This window comes from Mesorhizobium sp. M1334 (genome assembly GCF_040317995.1).
In the GTDB taxonomy this organism is placed as follows: Bacteria; Pseudomonadota; Alphaproteobacteria; order Rhizobiales; family Rhizobiaceae; genus Mesorhizobium.
The window spans coordinates 127901-143666 of record NZ_JAMYLM010000006.1; the positions used below are offsets into that span (position 1 = coordinate 127901).

The following is a 15766-nucleotide window of genomic DNA, read 5'->3' on the forward strand; positions in this document are numbered from 1 at the left end:
CGGTTACAGACCGTCAGGCAGTTTTGCCGCCAGCCAGTTCGCCGAGCGCTTGGCGATGCCGATCGTTGCCGCTGCGGCGCGGCCGAGATCGGTCTTGACAACGGCGTAACCCGCCTTCGTGCGGTAGAGCACGGCGCGGCCGCCATCGACCGCCGCTTCGTAGGCGACCGGCCGGACGGCTTTCGTTTCCGTCGCCGTTGCCTGCGTTCCGACGGAAGCACTGGGCCGATGTCTCAGCTCCGGTGGCAACGGGTTTGTCGCGGCCGTGCTGGCCGTCGTCAATTCGGGCTCCGAAGCGGTCGCCGCGAGCTGCGATGACGAAGACGAGTCCTGTGTCCGGCAGATGCCGGAGACCAGCGGATAGTCAAAATTGCGCTCGTGCAGCATCTGGCTTTTCATCGCCGCTTCGCATTCGGCGATGGTCGACCATTTGGCGGGCGTCTCGCCGATATACTCGCAAAGCCTGGCGTCGCAATCGCAGCCGACGATGGTCATGGCGACAAGGGCGGTCTTGATCACGGTCTTGTCCCTCCGAGTTGCCTGGCCCATGTGCGCAGGACAAATTGCTGCGGCGTCATCAATCGTTGCGGAACAAGGCGGGATTTGGCCGCGATTGTGGAATGAGCGTGGCGGAGCATCACGCAACGTCTTGCCGGGGCCGGCTGTGGCCGAAAGGCCTCAGTAATCGTAGACGTGCTCGAGCCTGGCGCCCGCCGTCATCAACGCCGGCAGCACGATGTGCAGCTTGCGCACGGCGACGGTCAGGCCGGTGCGTCGCGTCGAAGGTTCCGCCGGAAGCGGGTAGCTGAACAAGGTGCGTGCACCTTCGGGAACCTTGATTTCGTCGTTGGAAAGCATGGTGACCATGATCTCGTCATTGCCGCCGATCTCGACGAAGGAGACGCCCTTGCCGATCAGGCGCGGAATCATGTCGGTGAACACCTGATAGCGCCTGGTGACGAAGACCGTGCCGTCGGCGCCGAGATCGCGCTCCAGCAAGGTGTCGGGCTCGTTGCGCGTCACCTCGCTGACCGGACCCTTGGCCCAGACGTGAATGTCGAGCAAGGCCGGATCGGTGGTGGCGGCGAGCGCCGACTTGATCAGATCGGCGTAGCCTTGCTTGATGGTGTCGGCGAGGCCGAAGGCGAGCTTGCGTTCGCTGGTACGGACAGCGCTGTCGTCCGCTGCCGGCTGGACGGCGAACAGGCCGGCACGCTTTTCGGCATAGGGAAACTGGTACCACGGCACCTGGTCGAGAAAACCGGCATACTCCGCCGCCACCTTGGCCTGGTAGATGTCGACGGCGGTGCGCTTGCCGGCTGTCGCTTCGGTGACGCGGCCGACCGTATTTTCATAGGCCCACTGGATGGCGTGCTCGATCGTGTGGCTGGTGCCGATGATCACCAGCATCTGGTGGTTGTCGAGGTTGAACTTGTAGGCGGAGCTGGCGCGGATGACCGTCGCATAGTCCTGCCAGAAACGGCCGATATAGGAGAGATAGGGAAAACCGCTCGGCTGGTTCTTGTCGACGAAGCCGGCATATTCGCGGGCAGCGTAGACGATGGCCCATTCCGGATAAGTAAGAAAGGTCGATTCCTCCGGCCGCTGGTAGCCGGGGATCTCGGCACGGACCTTGTCGGCCAGCGCCTTCGGCGGGGCACCCTCAGCGACGCCCGGCAATTGCGTTGTGTCCAGCGACGGCGTCGTGAGAAAGCCGTAGGCCAGCCCGGCGATCGGGATCAACACGACAATGACGACGAGCCAGAGGATCGCCTTGATGATGCGCTTCAGCCAGCGGAACAGGAACATGGCCGGTCAGGCCGTTGCGAAATGGTCGTACACACGTTTCGACAGCCAGAACCCGACATAGACGGCGAAGCCGCCGATGACGATGTGCGGCAGGTTGGCGAAGAAGCGGGCCGGGAATTCGATGTCGTTCAAGGAGCGGAAGCCGTTGATGAAAATGCCGCCATCGAGGCAACCGGAACCGGTGACCAGGCCGAGCACGCCGTCGAACAGATAGACCGAGCCGAACAGCTTGAAATAGAACACCGCCTGACGGTGCGAGATGAAGGCGGCCGCCAGCGCCCAGACGCCGGAGAAGGCGTGCAGCAAATCATCATACCATTGCAGCGAGAACAGGCCGAACAGATTGCCGCCGGCATCGTTGAAGGCCGGCACATAGCCGATGGCAACAACGCCGAAGAACAGGAAAGCATAGGCAACAGCAAGCTTCTGGATGAGCGTCATGAAATGTCCCCCTGCCGTCAGCCCTTTTAACCGGCCTCCCACGGCAAATGGATAGTAGCTGATTTTGGCGCAGGGTGAAGCGTCGCCGGCAAAATCGTCCGGCGGGGCCACAAGGACAGTCGGCGCCGGGATTTCTCCCAGCGCCTCCCTGTCAGATCAGGACACGGTCGCGGCAGCAACTCCCGAAAGGTGTCGCGCCATGCCGGCCTTGATTTTGACGGTCCTGCCAGTCGCCACCCGAGGGTAGCGTCCGTTCCGGACCACGCCGGTCTCCACTCTTGCGAGCTTTGCCCGGCGCGCCATCGAAGGTTTTTGCCGTCCTTCATGGCAGCATCGGTCCGCCGTCGGCGTTCGCACGCTTTCCGCGGCCCCGTAGGTCTCGGCTTCCATCCCTCCAACAGGCAAGCCTGTTCTCGTTCAGGGCCGTACGGGCCTCAGGAAATCCGCCGTTCCGCTTTGCCTTTCGGCGTGGCGATCCGTAGCCGCCTGAGATAGGTTTAATGTATGTCGGATAAGTGTTTGGCGGAACTGCCGCATGCCTGTGGATAGCGGGATTATCGGGGACTGACCCTGCCAAAACAGCGACTTTCCGATCTCTGCCGCCGCCGGTCGGGATTTTGCCGCCTCGAAGCCGAAACCGCATTGTCGGACATTCGATCTTGCCCCGCGGGCCGGCGCGGGCTTCAATGCCGGCAAATGATTGGAAGGCGTGTTCGATGGCCTTGGGGAGGCGGGCTTGAAGGTCGCGGTGGTTCTCAATCCGATCGCCGGCGGCGGCAGGCTCAAGCGGCATTGGCCCGAGGTTGCGGCGTCGCTGAAAAGACATTTCGGCGATTTCGAGCTGCGTGAAACGCAGGCCGAGGGCGATGCCGAACGGCTGGCGCTCGACCTTGCCGCCATCGGCTTCGAGCTGGTGATCGCGGCCGGCGGCGACGGCACCGCCAGCGAGGTCGCCGACGGGCTGCTGAAAGCTTTCCGAGAAAGCGGCCGGACGGCCGAGCTTGGGCTGCTGCCGTGCGGCGCCGGCATCGACTTCGCGCGCGGGCTCGGCCTGTCGAACAATGTCGACCTGACACTGAAGCGGATTGCCGAGGCCAAAGGGCGCAAGGTCGATGCCGGGTGCATCAGCTATGTCGACGACCACGGCGCGCTGGCCAGCCGCCATTTCATCAACATCGCCAGCCTCGGGCTCTCCGGCGTCACCGACCGTGCCGTCAACGCCGACAAGCGCAAGGGCAAGGTTTCGGCCAAGGCGTTGTTCTATTGGCGCACGGTCTGGGAGTTCCTCCGCTACCGCTTCCAGGACGTTGCGATCACCATCGACGACGGTGCCCCGGTCGAGGCGCGCATGGCACTGGTGGCGGTGGCCAACGGCAAATTCTTCGGCGGCGGCATGATGATCGCGCCCGATGCCGAGGTTAACGACGGCGAGTTTGACATCGTCATTCTGCGCGCCGCCGGCAAGCTGAAGCTGATCTGGGACATCCGCCTGCTCTATGGCGGGCGGCACCGCAACCATCCGGCGATCACCATCCTGCGCGGCAAGAAAGTGGTTGTCGAGCCGCTCGGCGATGTGCAAAAGAACGCCGCCCTGATCGACATAGACGGCGAATCGCCGGGTCGCATACCGGCGGCCTTCGAGATCCTGCCCGGCGCCTTGACGCTGAGATATTGAATCAAGGCATTGAGGGGTTGATTCAAGTTCTTTCGGCGGTGATTCCAGCGATCCGGCCAATGTGCTGAAATCGCGTGACAATTGCCTGATGTCAGGCCTCGAACTTGGCCGGGAAACCAGGCGCGCGAAGATCGGTTCCGACCGCATCTTCCAGAAGCCTGACGATCATGGTCGACCAATTCCTTGAAACAGTGATTTTGGCAGGTGGCGGCCCATCGGCAGCGAACGTCGGTCGTTCCTGTCGGTGGTAAATCGCAAACCTTGGAGATTGGCCGAATCCCTCCCAACTTCGTCATCCCAGGGCGAAGCAGGAGCGAAGCTCCGTCGCGGAGACCCTGGGATCCATGCCGTAACCTTGATCAAAGAGTGCAGCGGAGCAGAATTTTGCACCGCAGCAGCGCTCTGAAGTCGCGGCATGGATCCCGGGGTCTGCGCCGCGTCGCTTCGCTCCTTGCTCCGCCCCAGGATGACGAAGCGATGGGCGTTTGCGCTAATCACCAAGGCATGCGGTCCGTCAACGCAAGCGACCCGTCAAATCCTCTGTGCCGAGGAACCAGGCGCCGGGCCGCGGTCGTAGACGGCGACGGCAAAAGCCGTTGCGGATCAGGCTGGCGCTCACGGCATCAGCGGTGTCTGCATCATCTGCAAATGCAGGTCCTTGCCGGTCCAGGGATGCGCTTCGCAAACGGCTTCATCGAGTTCGACGCCGAGGCCGGGCTCCTTCGACGGGATGACATTGCCGTCCTGCCATTCGATCTTCTTCTTGAGCAGCTTCTCGTGAAATCCGCCCCACTGCTTCAGCGATTCCAGAATGAGGAAGTTGGGCAGCGTCACCGCGAGCTGGATGTTGGCGGCGCCGACGATCGGCCCGCAATAGCAGTGCGGCGCGATCTGGATGTGATAGGCTTCGGCCATGGCGGCGATCTTCTTGGTTTCGAGAATGCCGCCGGAGCGGCCAAGGTCCGGCTGCAGAATGGTCGCCGCGCGGTTCTCGATCACACGCGCGAATTCGAACTTGGTCGTCAGCCGCTCGCCGGTGGCTATCGGGATCGAGGTCGCACGGGCGACCTGCGCCATCACCTCGGGCATGTCGGGCGGCACCGGCTCCTCGAACCACAGCGGGTCATAAGGCTCGATGGCGCGGGCCATGCGCAGCGCCCCCGAAGCTGTGAACTGGCCGTGCGTGCCGAACAGGATATCGGCGCGCGTGCCGACCGCCTCGCGGATCGCCTTGACCATCCGGGCGGAGAGGTCGATGTCGACGAGGCGCGGCTGGTGGCCGTCGAAGGCGGTGTAGGGGCCGGCCGGGTCGAGCTTGACCGCGTTAAAACCCTGCTCGACATATTCGAGCGCGCAGGCGGCGGCCAGATCGGGGTCGTTGTAGACGTTCTTGCCGCGTGCGTCCTCGGAGTGGACGCTGCCGCTGTGCGGGTAGAGGTAGGTATAGGAACGCAGCGTTTCGTGCACCTGGCCACCAAGCAGCTTGTAGACCGGCTTGCCGGCCTCCTTGCCGATGATGTCCCAGCAGGCGATTTCGAGCGCCGAGAAACAGCCCATGCCCGACACGTCGGGGCGCTGGGTGAAGCCTGACGAATAGGCGCGGCGGAAGAAGTTTTCGACGTCGTGCGGATCGCGGCCGACGAGATAGCGCTCTGCCATGTCCTCGACCATTTTTGCGGTGACATGGGCCGAAAAAGTGGCGTTGTAAGCTTCGCCATAGCCGACGACGCCGCCATCGGTGGTGAGCTTGACGAAGATGAAATACTTGCCGCCGATGCCGGGCGGCGGATTGCCGACCACCCAGGTCTTGACGTCGGTGATTTTCATTTCTGATCCTCCAGAACCAGTTCGGCGCCCTTCCATCCGGTCATGATCGCGGCGGCGCTGGTGTTGCCGGTTATGTTGTCCGGAAAGATCGAGGCGTCGATGACGCGCAACGCCTGGATGCCGTGTACCTTGAGGCGCGGATCGACGACGGCGCGCGCCGCGTCCGGCCCCATGCGGCAGGTCGAGACCGGATGATAGACGGTGCCCGATCGCTTCCTGAAATCCTGAATGAGATCCGCATCGGAGGTGATCGAGGGACCGGGCAAAACCTCTTCCTCTATGATCTCGGCCATTGCCGGCATCGAGGCGATCTTCCGGACGAATTTCACCGCCGCCAGCATTTCAGCGACATCCGCCTCGGTCGAAAACGCGTTGGCGACGATTTTGGGATAATCGCGCGGATTGGCGGAACGGATCATGATTTCACCGCGGCTCGACGGACGGCAGTTGGACAGCCCGATGGAAAAGCCGGGCCACGGATCGGGCGTCAGGATCGGCCGTTCGCCGCTCTTCGGAATGACCGTCGAAAACGCCTGGAAATAGAGCTGCATGTTGGGCCGTGCCGTGGCCGGATCGGTGCGGAAGAAGCCGCCGGCATTGTTCATCGACAGCGACAGCGGGCCTGAGCGCAAAAATACGTATTGCATGCCGACCAGCAGCTTGCCCCACCACGGACGCAAGATCTGGTTGAGCGTCGGCTGCCTGCCCTTGAAGGTGTAGTTGACGCCGACATGGTCCTGCAGGTTTGCCCCGACATTCTCGTTGGCGTGAACGACAGGAATGCCGAGCGCGCCAAGTAGCGCCGACGGGCCGATGCCGGAGAGCTGGAGAAGTTGGGGCGAATTGACCGAACCCCCCGACAGGATGATCTCGCGCCCGGCGCCGGCGGTTTTCGTGGCGCCATTCTGGAGATACTCGACACCGATGGCGCGCTTGCCCTCAAAAAGGATTTTGGTCGCCAGCGCGTTGATCTCGACGCGGACGTTTTTGCGCTTCATCGCCGGGCGCAGGAAGGCGCGCGCCGCCGACATGCGGCGGCCGTTCCTGGTGGTGATCTGGTAGACGCCGACACCTTCCTGCGAGGCGCCGTTGAAATCCGGGTTGAGCGGCAGGCCGGCCTGATTGGCGGCGGCGAGATAGCGCTTGGTGAGCGGATGGACGGAGGTCGAGCAGTCGGTGACATGCAGCGGCCCGCCGACGCCGCGCCATTGGTCGGCGCCGGCCTGGTTATCCTCCAGCGCCTTGAAGGCGGGAAGCAGGTCGTCGAAGCCCCAGCCCGGGTTGCCGGCCGCTGCCCAAGCGTCGAAATCCTCACGCGCGCCCCTGATCCAGACCATGGCGTTGATCGAACTCGAGCCGCCGAGCAGCTTGCCGCGCGGCCAGTGGTCGACATTGCCGGCGAGACCCGGGTCCGGCTCGGCCTTGTAGTTCCAGTTGACTGCCGGGTCGAAGAAGGTCTTGCCGTAGCCAAGCGGCATCTGCACGTAGAAGCGACGGTCGCTGCCGCCGGCCTCAAGCACCAGCACAGAGAAGCGCCCGGAAGCCGACAGCCTTTCGGCCAGAACCGAGCCGGCCGAGCCGGAACCGACAATGATGAAGTCATAGGTCTGCATGGTGGATAAAGATGGCCCTGAATTTCGCCCAGCCTAGACGCCGCGGACCGCCGCCATCACCGGAGCTTCCGGCATCGCCTGTGAAAAAAGCGACCGGCGTCTGCCGCTTCGCATATCACAAATAGGGCGGGAACAGCGTTTAGCCTATTTACATCTGGTTGGCTCAATGATGTTCATACAGAAATATACAAAATGGCTTTAAAATAATTTCGGGGGAATGATGCGATATCACGCGGTAGCGATGCTTTCAGGGGGTAGACAAAAAACGCTTCCGAACAAGACCGAGGAGCAATTGTTATCCCAGATCGTGATGCCATTTGTTGCGAGCGGCGTCGTCACTGCAAAATGGGGAAATAAGACGCAGAGCTATCAGGTTTTGGAGATGAGAGTTTACCAAACACAAGATGCTTGGGACAAAAAGGCTGGGGCATTTAGCGATGTTGTAAAAGGAAAAAGGAATGTGTTTGGTCGGTTTCAGCAGCAAGCACAGAAATTGCTCGCAACTGACAAACCTCGCGTCTTCATGGTAACTCCGATTCAAGGAGCTAAGCACGGGGATCAAGAGCAGCAACGCATTCTTAAGGAATTCGATGATCGATTCGAAGTCGTAGAAAAAGTAATATCCGCGTTTGGAGGAGTTGCAATACGGATAGATCGGGAGCAGGCCCTTGACGATTTGGTATCGAGGATAAAGCGCGAAATAAAAACGTCTTTGTTTGTGATAGCCGACTTAACGGATGAACGTCAGTCATGCTATTTCGAGGTCGGCTACGCGGAAGCCTTAGCCAAGCCTGTCGTATATGTTGCTAGCAAGAACAGAGTCATGAAGCCTGGAACTCCCACTAAGATACACTTCGATATTCATATGAACGTTCAGTTTTTTTCAAATCTAGATGAGTTATCTGATAAGTTACAGGCAGTAATTGAAAAGAACAAAGATAAACTGTTTCCTGCCGATATAGCCGAATTGGATGAGAAGGGGCTGCTGGTTTAGCCAAAACGGACGCCGGCGCGTTGACGCATCCTCCACATGACGATACGAGATCGCAACGATCGATCTGGTGGGGATTTCGCGCATGGGTGCACTGCGCGGACGATCGGCGATCTGACGCTCAGGACGCTGGCCATGCCTTCGCCTACGCTTTGTAGGCAAGCCGACCGAGCATCACAGGCGATGATCGGCAATCTGCCTGAAATCATAGCGCATGATCGGGCGGGCCGGTGTCCTGCGGGCGACGACCCTGAACCCGGCGCGCGCGAAGGTGGAGGCATATCCGCTCCCGGAAGCGCTCGGCGATACGTCGGCGTCGAAAGGATAGGCTTCGAGGGCAGGAGCGTTTGCGCGCCTTGCGACTTCCAGGGCCTGTGCAATCAGCTGGGATGTTACGCCCCGCCGGCGGTATTGTCTTCGCACGTAGAGGCAGGACAGGGACCAGACCGGCCTGTCATCCACACGCTTGAGCTGCCATAGCCGATCGAGCCAGGGCAGGGCATCTCGCGGCGTCACCTGGCACCAGCCGACAGCCACATCGCCGTCGAAAGCAAGCAAACCCGGAGGCGGACCATGCTGGACGGCTTGCCGGAACGCTGCCTTGTTTTCCTCACCGGATCGCTTTCGATAAGAACGACCGATCCGCCCGTACATACACCAACAACGACTGCAGACGGCGCTGTCACCGAACAGGTCCTCGAGCGCGGGCCACAGATCGGGCGTTAGTGGGTGAAAGGTAAGCTTCATGTCAGCCGTCATCCGCTACCTATCTTGCCCAGTCTAGCCTGCACTGCGCGCTAGCGCATCATAGCTTGCAGTCCATGCGGGTGATGTTCGAAAAGGGGATTTCGCTCAGCATCCCCGCCGTTCTCCGGCTCGGCGCAGAAAATTGATTGCTGCCTAATCTGCAGCAGTTAACTGCATCCCATCGCTATTCCCGCTGTTTATGAGGCGCATTATTGATGCCGCAAGGAGTTCGCCGTTGAACCGCGCCGACCCGCTCTTCCACTTCCATGGAGTGGTCCGAGCGGTCGGCATCCGCCCTGGCGGCGATCCCGTAGCCTGCGCCCAGCTTTCAGCTGCAATTCGAAAGACAAGACGATGAATATCAACCGTCGAACGTTCGGCATCGGCACCTTTAGTGCCGGCGCCCTGCTACTTCCCCCGATCAGCTTCTTTGGGAGCAACGCTGCGGCTATCGCCGCCCCGTCTCCGGCTTCGCTTGCGAGCGCCCACAGGTTCATGCTCGGCGACCTTGAGATCACAGCACTGAGCGACGGCTATCTCAATCTCGGCCTCGAACTCTTCCCTTCCGCAGATACCGCTGCCGCTGAAGCGCTGCTGGCAAAGGCATTCCTGCCAAAAACACTCCTTCCGACCTCGGTCAATGCTTACCTTGTCACCAAAGGCGACAGACGGGTGCTGATCGATACCGGCACGGCATTGGCGATGGGGCCCATACTGGGACATATACCAGAGGCGCTCGCCGCCGCCGGCGTCAGGCCGGAAGAAATCGACACGGTAATCATCACCCACCTCCATCCCGACCATGCCAACGGCCTTGTCGGTATTGGCGGCACGGCCGCTTTCCCGGCAGCAGAGGTCGTGGTTGCCGCGCCGGAATTCGCTTTCTGGCACGATGACGGGATCCGGTCCAAGGCGCCCGACCAGATGAAGCCGTACTTCGAAATAGCGCGCAAATCGCTGGTGCCTTACCATGGCAAGGTCCGGAAGCTCGAAGGCGAAGTCGAGATCGCGCCCGGGATCAGGGCGTTGCCTGCGCCTGGACACACGCCGGGGCATCTCGCGCTTCGAATTGGCTCTGGCGATGCCAACCTGCTGCTCCTGACTGACGTCATCCACGCCTCCGCGCTGCAATTTGCGCATCCGGAATGGGCAATCGCCTTCGACGTGGACCAGGAGGCCGCAATCGCCACACGCAGGAAGGTGCTCGACATGGTGTCGGCGGATGGCCTGCTCGTCGCGGGTATGCACCTGCCCTTTCCAGGCATCGGTCATGTCATCCGCGACGGCAACGCCTACGCCTATGTCCCGACACCCTGGCCCGCTTTGTGAAGCACGCCTATCGGCGAGGGCTTGGTTCTGTCACGCCATCGGGCGCGCCAGCCTCCTCACCTCGGCCATAGAATGCAATCCTACTGGGTGGGCTCGTCTAGCTGCGCACAGCATCCTTTCAACACCGTCGACCGATACCCGAACTGCAGGCCGCGACACCATTCAATGGCGTTGACCTGTCCGTGCCGCGACGGTACGGGGTCTGGGCGATCGGTTCGAGAGGATTGGCCAATGGTGCATTATGCGGACGGGCGGCCGATCGGCGATCTTACGCTCAGGACGCTGGCTATGCCTTCGGACGCCAATGCGGCAGGCGACATTTTTGGCGGCTGGGTGATGGCGCAGATGGATCTCGCCTGCGGCATCCGCGCCGCCGAGCGTGCCAAGGGCCGCGTGGTGACGGCGGCCGTGAAGGAAATGTCCTTCGCCAAACCGATGAAGATCGGCGACACGCTGTGCATCTATACGCATGTCGAACGCGTCGGCCGCACCTCGATGACGCTCAAGGTCGAGGCCTGGGCGCAGCGCTATCTCTCCGACCTGATGGAGAAGGTCACCCATGCCGACTTCGTTATGGTGGCGCTGGACGGCGAAGGCAAGCCGAAGGCGGTTCCGGCCGAAGGCTGACCCGGCCTGATTCCAGAAGACGGATTTAAACAGCAGTCTCTCCCGCGCGGGGGATGCGGACAGTGGTCCCGCGTGGTTTTTGACCGACGGGTTCCCGCATGCGCCTGCAGCGCGACCGGCGGGATCTTGGGAGGAAAGACAATGCGTCAACACATGCTGAACGCTGCCCTGGCAGGTGCCTTTGCAGCCTTGCTCTGCCTGTCGTCCGCAAGCGCTTTTGCCGAGGTCAAGAAAGGCGATCCAGGCGCTACCTGCACATCGGAAAACCGCACCATCAACGGGCAGGCGGCCAAGTGCGAGATCTGCTCGGCGACGAAATGCGACACCAGCGGCACGACGGTGAGCAATTGCCGCAAGGAGACGACCACGACCTGCACGATTGGCGGCAAGGTGGTCAGTCCCAACCCGAAATGGAACCGGATCGAGAAGCTGCCGAAGAGCAAGATGCAACTACAGCAGTAGGGCTCGTCCGGAGCATCCCCGACAGGTTCAAACCCTTACAGCGCAAGGGTTCAGCTGTGCATGGCGTCGAATTTTTCTCGCGCGGCCTTGACGCGCTCGGTGTTCTTGCGTGCCCATTCGCCGAGCGCATCGACCGGCACCAGCAGCTCGTAGCCAAGGTCAGTCAATTCGTAGTCGACCCGCGGCGGGATGGTCGGGAACACGGTGCGGGTGACGAAGCCGTCGCGCTCGAGCCCGCGCAAGGTGGTGGTCAGCATCTTTTGCGAAATGCCGCCGACCGCGCTGCGCAGCTCGTTGAAACGCAGCGGCCCGTTGCCGAGTTTGCCAACGACGAGCACAGTCCATTTGTCACCGACGCGCTGCAGGATTTCCGAGACGGCGCGGCAGTCCTCGGTGCGGTACGGGTGCCTTGGTAACAAAAAAGTGCCTCCTTGCACATTGAGCGGCCGGTTACTCATATAGCTCAGGTATCTAAACGATACCAGTATTGCTGTAAGGAGAGCCCCTCTATGTCAAAACCCAAAATCGCCATCGTCATTGGTTCGACCCGCGCCGCGCGCTTTGCCGACGTGCCGGCCCAATGGATTGCCAGGATCGCCAAGTCGCATGCCGATATCGACGTCGAAGTCGTCGACCTGCGCGATTTCCAGCTGCCGTTCTTCGATGAGGTCGCATCCTCCGCCTGGGCGCCGTCGCAGAACGAAGTGGCGCAGCGCTGGCAAAAGAAGGTCGCCGGATTCGACGGTTTCATCTTCACCGCCGCCGAATACAATCATGGCCCGACGGCCGTGCTGAAGAACGCCATCGACTACGCCGCCAACGAGTGGAACAAGAAGCCGGCCGGCTTCGTCGGGTATGGCAGCGTCGGTGGCGCGCGCGCCGTCGAGCAGCTGAGGCTGCATGCGGTCGAGTTGCAGATGGCGCCGGTGAAGTCTGCGGTACACATCTCCTGGGCTGATTTCCTTGCGGTCAAGCAAGGTGACAAGAAGCTCGACGAGTTCGAGCACCTGAACCAGGCGGCAACCGCGCTGGTCAACGACATTGCATGGTGGGCCAGGGTGCTGAAGACGGCGCGTCAGGCCGATGCCGTCGCCGAGGAAGTCAAGGCGGCCTGAGCAGGTTCGAACAGTCCTCCCAAGGATTAATTCTCCCAAGCATTGGGGCGGCGCATGCGCCGCCCTTTCTGTTCACACCGCATGGGCGTCCCGCGCTTGCCGTGGCCTGATGATGCAATCGGCAAGGCGGTCCATCTCATTCAGCTCGTCGGCGTGATGCTGGCCCCACTGGCAAAGTGCCAGCAGGATCGGCTCGAGGCTGAGGCCGAGCCGCGTCGCCGAATACTCGACGCGCGAGGGGATCTCGGCAAAGATCTCGCGGCGGACGAGGCCGTGCTCTTCCATTTCGCGAAGCTGCTGGATCAGCACTTTCTGGGTAATGCCGGGCATCAGCGCCTGCAGCGCCGACAGCCGCCGGGGCCTGTCGAAGAGATGGTACAGGATGACGGCCTTCCAGCGGCCCGAAATTACTTTCAGCGCGCGCTCCGCCGGCAGCATCGGCAGCCTCTTGATCAGCTTGGTCATGGTCACCTCCCGGTCAGCAGCGGACAAATCGGTGTGTAGTCGAAGCCAGGCAGATAGTGGCAAACAGCGGCCGATGCCAACAGCGATCGGTGCCTGCGATGAGAGCCATTCAACTGAACCGTTTCGGCGGGCCCGACGTTCTCGAGATAGTCGCGGTGCCGAAGCCCGAGCCGCAAGCCGGCGAGGTCCTGGTCAGCGTTCAGGCCGCCGGGGTGAATTTCTTCGAAGTGCTGATGCGCGCGGATCGCTATGCGGTGACGCCGCAGCTGCCGATGATCCCTGGTGTCGAGGCCGCCGGGATCGTGGAGGCCCTTGGGCATGGGGTGGAGGCTTCCTTGCTCGGCATGCGCGTCGCTGCGCCGTTGTTCGCCTCAAGCCAGCCGTTTGGCGGCTATGCCGAGTATGTGACGATCGACGCAAGCTTGGCCGTGCCGCTGCCGGATGCGCTCTCGTTCGAAGACGCGACGGCATTGATGGTGCAAGGGCTGACGGCGCTGCATCTATCGCGGCAAAGCCGGCCGGCCGGCAAATCGGTGCTGGTCGCCGCTGCCGCGGGTGGCGTCGGTTCGTTGCTCGTCCAGCTTGCCAAGCGCGCCGGCGCGAGCCGTGTCATCGCGGCAGCCGGCAGCAAGGCCAAGCTCGATCTTGCTTTGTCGCTGGGAGCCGATGCCGCCGTCGACTACAGCAACGCGGATTGGCCCGAGCACGCCCGGGCAGCGACAGGTGGCGCTGGCGTCGACATCATCTACGACATCGTCGGCGGCCCGCTGACGGCGGCCGCGCTCGAGGCCCTTGCGCCTTGCGGAGAGCTGGTGTTTGCCGCACTTGGCAGGTACGCGCTCGGCGCCCCGCAGATGGAGGCGATGATCGGCCGCAACCAGTCGCTGAGGGGTTTTGCCCTGCTACCGTTGCTGTCTACGGACGGGCTCCGTGACGGCCTTTTGGAACTTTTCGATCTGGCCGCTGGTGGTCAGCTTGTGGTGACCAAAGGTGGCCGCTTCCCGCTCGACCAGGCCAGCCACGCACATCGCCTGCTGGAGGAGCGCGGCGCGACCGGCAAGGTTGTCTTGATACCTTAGCAGGTGGTCGGCAAGGAGCCGAGGATCCGGGCTTGTGCCGTACAGGCCGTCAGCGAACCCGGTAGAATGGATTTGGCAGCAGGAACAGCTTCTCGGCATACCCACCGAACAGGTCGGATGGCTGGTCACCGACATTGGCAATTATCGTGTAGCCGGCCTTTTCGATTTCGGCCCTTATGGGTGCCTTGAAATCTGCGGCGGAACCGTATTTGGCCCCGGGCTGGACCATGTAAAGGTGCTCATAACCGGCATAGCCGGCCGACTGCAGGTTCTGTTCGGTTGCCTGACGCTGGTCCTCCGGACGTCCGGTGATGAAGAACACCGCGACTTTCGCCGTTCGCGCCTGCCGGAAAACCTCCAGCACAGGGTCGATAGCCGGATCCTTCGCAAGCTGATCCCAGGCGGCCCAGCCACAGGGACCGTCGATTGCGATGTCGCAGGCGCCGCCGATCGGGCGGCCGAAATTGTCACGTGTGATCACTTCCCAGTTGGCCAAAGCCGTCTCGTCGATGTCGAGCACCAGTGCGGGGCGAGGCACCTCCATTGCGCGCTTGACGACCCAGTCGCCTGCCTGCTTCGCCACAGCGGCAAGGTCGCGATCATAGTCGCCGGAATCATGATAATTGGCAGCCGCCAGCATCGCATCGCCGACATTGGCTGGCTGGGACGGGCTTGTGAGAAGGAGCGAGTCGGAACGCGCCGGCCCAGGAACATTTGTGCCGATCATCAGCACGATTGCCCCGACACGCGCAATTCTATTCCAACCAATCGCCCGCATCACGAGACTTTGCGGTCACGAGAAGTCGGCTGTCAAGCGAGGTCGTCCACAGGTCCTCGAGACTGCGACGCTGAATTGGACATTCCAGATGCCGAATGTCTCTATGGGTGGCTGCACGCTACACGATTTTCCGCCGCCGCGGTCTTTGCCTCCGACAGGCGACGCACCGCCGGAACCGCCGGTCGAAATGCGTCACCCGAAAATCATGGCCGTTACGCGCTTTGCCGTGCCCTACGCCGCCTGAACGATCTCGACCAGTTCAACGTCGAACACCAGATCCCGTCCCGCCAAAGGATGATTGCCGTCGAGCTTGACGCTGGTGTCGTCCACGCCGACGACTGTTACCGGCATCGGGCGCCCCTCTGAGGTTCTGACCTGCAATCGAGTGCCGAGATCGACGTTGATGTTGTCTGGTACGCGGGCGCGGTCGACGGTCATGACCGCTTCGGGGCGGTGGGGGCCATAGGCGGCGTCGGCGGGAATGGTGACGGTGCTTTTCGCGCCCACCTCCATACCCTCGACATGGGTTTCGAGACCGGCGATCACTTGTCCTTCACCCAACGTGAATTGCAGCGGTTCGTTGCCGGAAGAATCGAACTGAGTGCCGTCAGCCAGGCGGCCGTTGTAATTGATGCGCACGGTGTCGCCATTCTTGGCCTGTGTCATGATAGCCATCCTTTGAAAGTTTCGAGGGGCCGGCCAGAGCTCACGGTCCCGTCCTCGATCATCCACACACTCGGGTGCGCGGCGCGAAACGCTAAAACTAGGGACCTGGCTGCCGATGTAAACCCCGATTGGGCTACGCCGG

Annotated in this window: 17 protein-coding genes; 7 read left to right on the plus strand and 10 right to left on the minus strand. The window is 61.9% G+C overall.

Annotation, left to right across the window (positions count from 1 at the left end; all coding sequences use genetic code 11):
- Positions 1-3 precede the first annotated feature (3 nt).
- From NKH17_RS14080 to NKH17_RS14090, 3 genes are all read right to left on the minus strand, one after another.
- On the minus strand, positions 4-519 hold the full coding sequence (locus NKH17_RS14080; RefSeq protein ID WP_352896180.1) for a hypothetical protein: 516 nt from the start codon (positions 517-519) through the stop codon (positions 4-6).
- Positions 520-678: 159 nt separating this feature from the next.
- Complete coding sequence (locus NKH17_RS14085) at positions 679-1809, minus strand: hypothetical protein (RefSeq protein WP_352896183.1); 1131 nt, start codon at positions 1807-1809, stop codon at positions 679-681.
- 6 nt (positions 1810-1815) lie between these two features.
- Positions 1816-2250, minus strand: coding sequence for a DUF4383 domain-containing protein (locus NKH17_RS14090; RefSeq protein ID WP_023719157.1), 435 nt, complete (start codon positions 2248-2250; stop codon positions 1816-1818).
- Positions 2251-2986: 736 nt separating this feature from the next.
- Here NKH17_RS14090 and NKH17_RS14095 point away from each other — a divergent pair.
- Positions 2987-3925 carry a diacylglycerol/lipid kinase family protein gene (locus tag NKH17_RS14095; RefSeq protein ID WP_352971168.1) on the plus strand — a complete coding sequence of 313 codons (939 nt, stop codon included), beginning with the start codon at positions 2987-2989 and terminating at the stop codon, positions 3923-3925.
- A gap of 615 nt (positions 3926-4540) precedes the next feature.
- Here the strand turns inward: NKH17_RS14095 and NKH17_RS14100 are convergent.
- Together NKH17_RS14100 and NKH17_RS14105 are read right to left on the minus strand one after the other, a co-directional pair.
- The gene (locus tag NKH17_RS14100; RefSeq protein ID WP_352896189.1) at positions 4541-5752 is read right to left on the minus strand and encodes a mandelate racemase/muconate lactonizing enzyme family protein; all 1212 of its coding nucleotides are present in this window, start codon (positions 5750-5752) and stop codon (positions 4541-4543) included.
- The gene (locus NKH17_RS14105; RefSeq protein ID WP_352896192.1) at positions 5749-7365 is read right to left on the minus strand and encodes a GMC family oxidoreductase; all 1617 of its coding nucleotides are present in this window, start codon (positions 7363-7365) and stop codon (positions 5749-5751) included. Before NKH17_RS14105 ends, NKH17_RS14100 begins: the two co-directional genes overlap by 4 nt.
- Before the next feature lie 292 nt (positions 7366-7657).
- On the opposite strand from NKH17_RS14105, the gene NKH17_RS14110 reads away from it, so the two are divergent.
- A complete protein-coding gene (locus NKH17_RS14110; RefSeq protein ID WP_352971170.1) occupies positions 7658-8359 on the plus strand; it encodes a hypothetical protein in 702 nt (233 codons plus the stop codon).
- A gap of 171 nt (positions 8360-8530) precedes the next feature.
- Here the strand turns inward: NKH17_RS14110 and NKH17_RS14115 are convergent, their stop codons facing one another.
- Positions 8531-9115: a GNAT family N-acetyltransferase gene (locus NKH17_RS14115; RefSeq protein WP_352896198.1), complete on the minus strand. Its 585-nt coding sequence runs from the start codon at positions 9113-9115 to the stop codon at positions 8531-8533.
- 483 nt (positions 9116-9598) lie between these two features.
- Here NKH17_RS14115 and NKH17_RS14120 point away from each other — a divergent pair, with 483 nt between their 5' ends.
- From NKH17_RS14120 to NKH17_RS14130, 3 genes are all read left to right on the plus strand, one after another.
- Positions 9599-10432, plus strand: coding sequence for an MBL fold metallo-hydrolase (locus NKH17_RS14120; RefSeq protein ID WP_352896201.1), 834 nt, complete (start codon positions 9599-9601; stop codon positions 10430-10432).
- Positions 10433-10663: 231 nt separating this feature from the next.
- On the plus strand, positions 10664-11059 hold the full coding sequence (locus NKH17_RS14125; protein WP_023678380.1) for an acyl-CoA thioesterase: 396 nt from the start codon (positions 10664-10666) through the stop codon (positions 11057-11059).
- 141 nt (positions 11060-11200) lie between these two features.
- The gene (locus NKH17_RS14130; RefSeq protein ID WP_023719143.1) at positions 11201-11521 is read left to right on the plus strand and encodes a hypothetical protein; all 321 of its coding nucleotides are present in this window, start codon (positions 11201-11203) and stop codon (positions 11519-11521) included.
- A gap of 50 nt (positions 11522-11571) precedes the next feature.
- On the opposite strand, the gene NKH17_RS14135 is transcribed toward NKH17_RS14130, so the two are convergent.
- On the minus strand, positions 11572-11940 hold the full coding sequence (locus NKH17_RS14135; RefSeq protein WP_352506704.1) for a winged helix-turn-helix transcriptional regulator: 369 nt from the start codon (positions 11938-11940) through the stop codon (positions 11572-11574).
- 90 nt (positions 11941-12030) lie between these two features.
- Here NKH17_RS14135 and NKH17_RS14140 point away from each other — a divergent pair, with 90 nt between their 5' ends.
- Complete coding sequence (locus NKH17_RS14140; protein WP_352896204.1) at positions 12031-12636, plus strand: NADPH-dependent FMN reductase; 606 nt, start codon at positions 12031-12033, stop codon at positions 12634-12636.
- A 72-nt stretch (positions 12637-12708) separates the two neighbouring features.
- Here NKH17_RS14140 and NKH17_RS14145 read toward each other — a convergent pair whose 3' ends face one another.
- Positions 12709-13101: a winged helix-turn-helix transcriptional regulator gene (locus NKH17_RS14145; RefSeq protein WP_352477900.1), complete on the minus strand. Its 393-nt coding sequence runs from the start codon at positions 13099-13101 to the stop codon at positions 12709-12711.
- A gap of 98 nt (positions 13102-13199) precedes the next feature.
- Here NKH17_RS14145 and NKH17_RS14150 point away from each other — a divergent pair, with 98 nt between their 5' ends.
- Positions 13200-14180, plus strand: a complete 981-nt coding sequence (locus tag NKH17_RS14150) for a quinone oxidoreductase family protein (RefSeq protein ID WP_352477898.1) — start codon at positions 13200-13202, stop codon at positions 14178-14180.
- 49 nt (positions 14181-14229) lie between these two features.
- On the opposite strand, the gene NKH17_RS14155 is transcribed toward NKH17_RS14150, so the two are convergent.
- Both NKH17_RS14155 and NKH17_RS14160 read right to left on the minus strand, forming a co-directional pair.
- Positions 14230-14907: an HAD family acid phosphatase gene (locus tag NKH17_RS14155; RefSeq protein WP_352477896.1), complete on the minus strand. Its 678-nt coding sequence runs from the start codon at positions 14905-14907 to the stop codon at positions 14230-14232.
- Positions 14908-15189: 282 nt separating this feature from the next.
- Positions 15190-15624, minus strand: coding sequence for an FKBP-type peptidyl-prolyl cis-trans isomerase (locus NKH17_RS14160; protein ID WP_352477894.1), 435 nt, complete (start codon positions 15622-15624; stop codon positions 15190-15192).
- Positions 15625-15766: the final 142 nt, after the last annotated feature.

Excerpts from the sequence above, each read along its gene's own strand:
- NKH17_RS14085 (WP_352896183.1), bottom strand. The coding sequence starts at position 1,809 with ATGTTCCTGTTCCGCTGGCTGAAGCGCATCATCAAGGCGATCCTCTGG.
- NKH17_RS14090 (WP_023719157.1), bottom strand. The coding sequence starts at position 2,250 with ATGACGCTCATCCAGAAGCTTGCTGTTGCCTATGCTTTCCTGTTCTTC.
- NKH17_RS14100 (WP_352896189.1), bottom strand. The coding sequence starts at position 5,752 with ATGAAAATCACCGACGTCAAGACCTGGGTGGTCGGCAATCCGCCGCCC.
- NKH17_RS14105 (WP_352896192.1), bottom strand. The coding sequence starts at position 7,365 with ATGCAGACCTATGACTTCATCATTGTCGGTTCCGGCTCGGCCGGCTCG.
- NKH17_RS14115 (WP_352896198.1), bottom strand. The coding sequence starts at position 9,115 with ATGACGGCTGACATGAAGCTTACCTTTCACCCACTAACGCCCGATCTG.
- NKH17_RS14120 (WP_352896201.1), top strand. The coding sequence starts at position 9,599 with ATGCTCGGCGACCTTGAGATCACAGCACTGAGCGACGGCTATCTCAAT.
- NKH17_RS14125 (WP_023678380.1), top strand. The coding sequence starts at position 10,664 with ATGGTGCATTATGCGGACGGGCGGCCGATCGGCGATCTTACGCTCAGG.
- NKH17_RS14130 (WP_023719143.1), top strand. The coding sequence starts at position 11,201 with ATGCGTCAACACATGCTGAACGCTGCCCTGGCAGGTGCCTTTGCAGCC.
- NKH17_RS14140 (WP_352896204.1), top strand. The coding sequence starts at position 12,031 with ATGTCAAAACCCAAAATCGCCATCGTCATTGGTTCGACCCGCGCCGCG.
- NKH17_RS14145 (WP_352477900.1), bottom strand. The coding sequence starts at position 13,101 with ATGACCAAGCTGATCAAGAGGCTGCCGATGCTGCCGGCGGAGCGCGCG.
- NKH17_RS14150 (WP_352477898.1), top strand. The coding sequence starts at position 13,200 with ATGAGAGCCATTCAACTGAACCGTTTCGGCGGGCCCGACGTTCTCGAG.
- NKH17_RS14155 (WP_352477896.1), bottom strand. The coding sequence starts at position 14,907 with ATGATCGGCACAAATGTTCCTGGGCCGGCGCGTTCCGACTCGCTCCTT.
- NKH17_RS14160 (WP_352477894.1), bottom strand. The coding sequence starts at position 15,624 with ATGACACAGGCCAAGAATGGCGACACCGTGCGCATCAATTACAACGGC.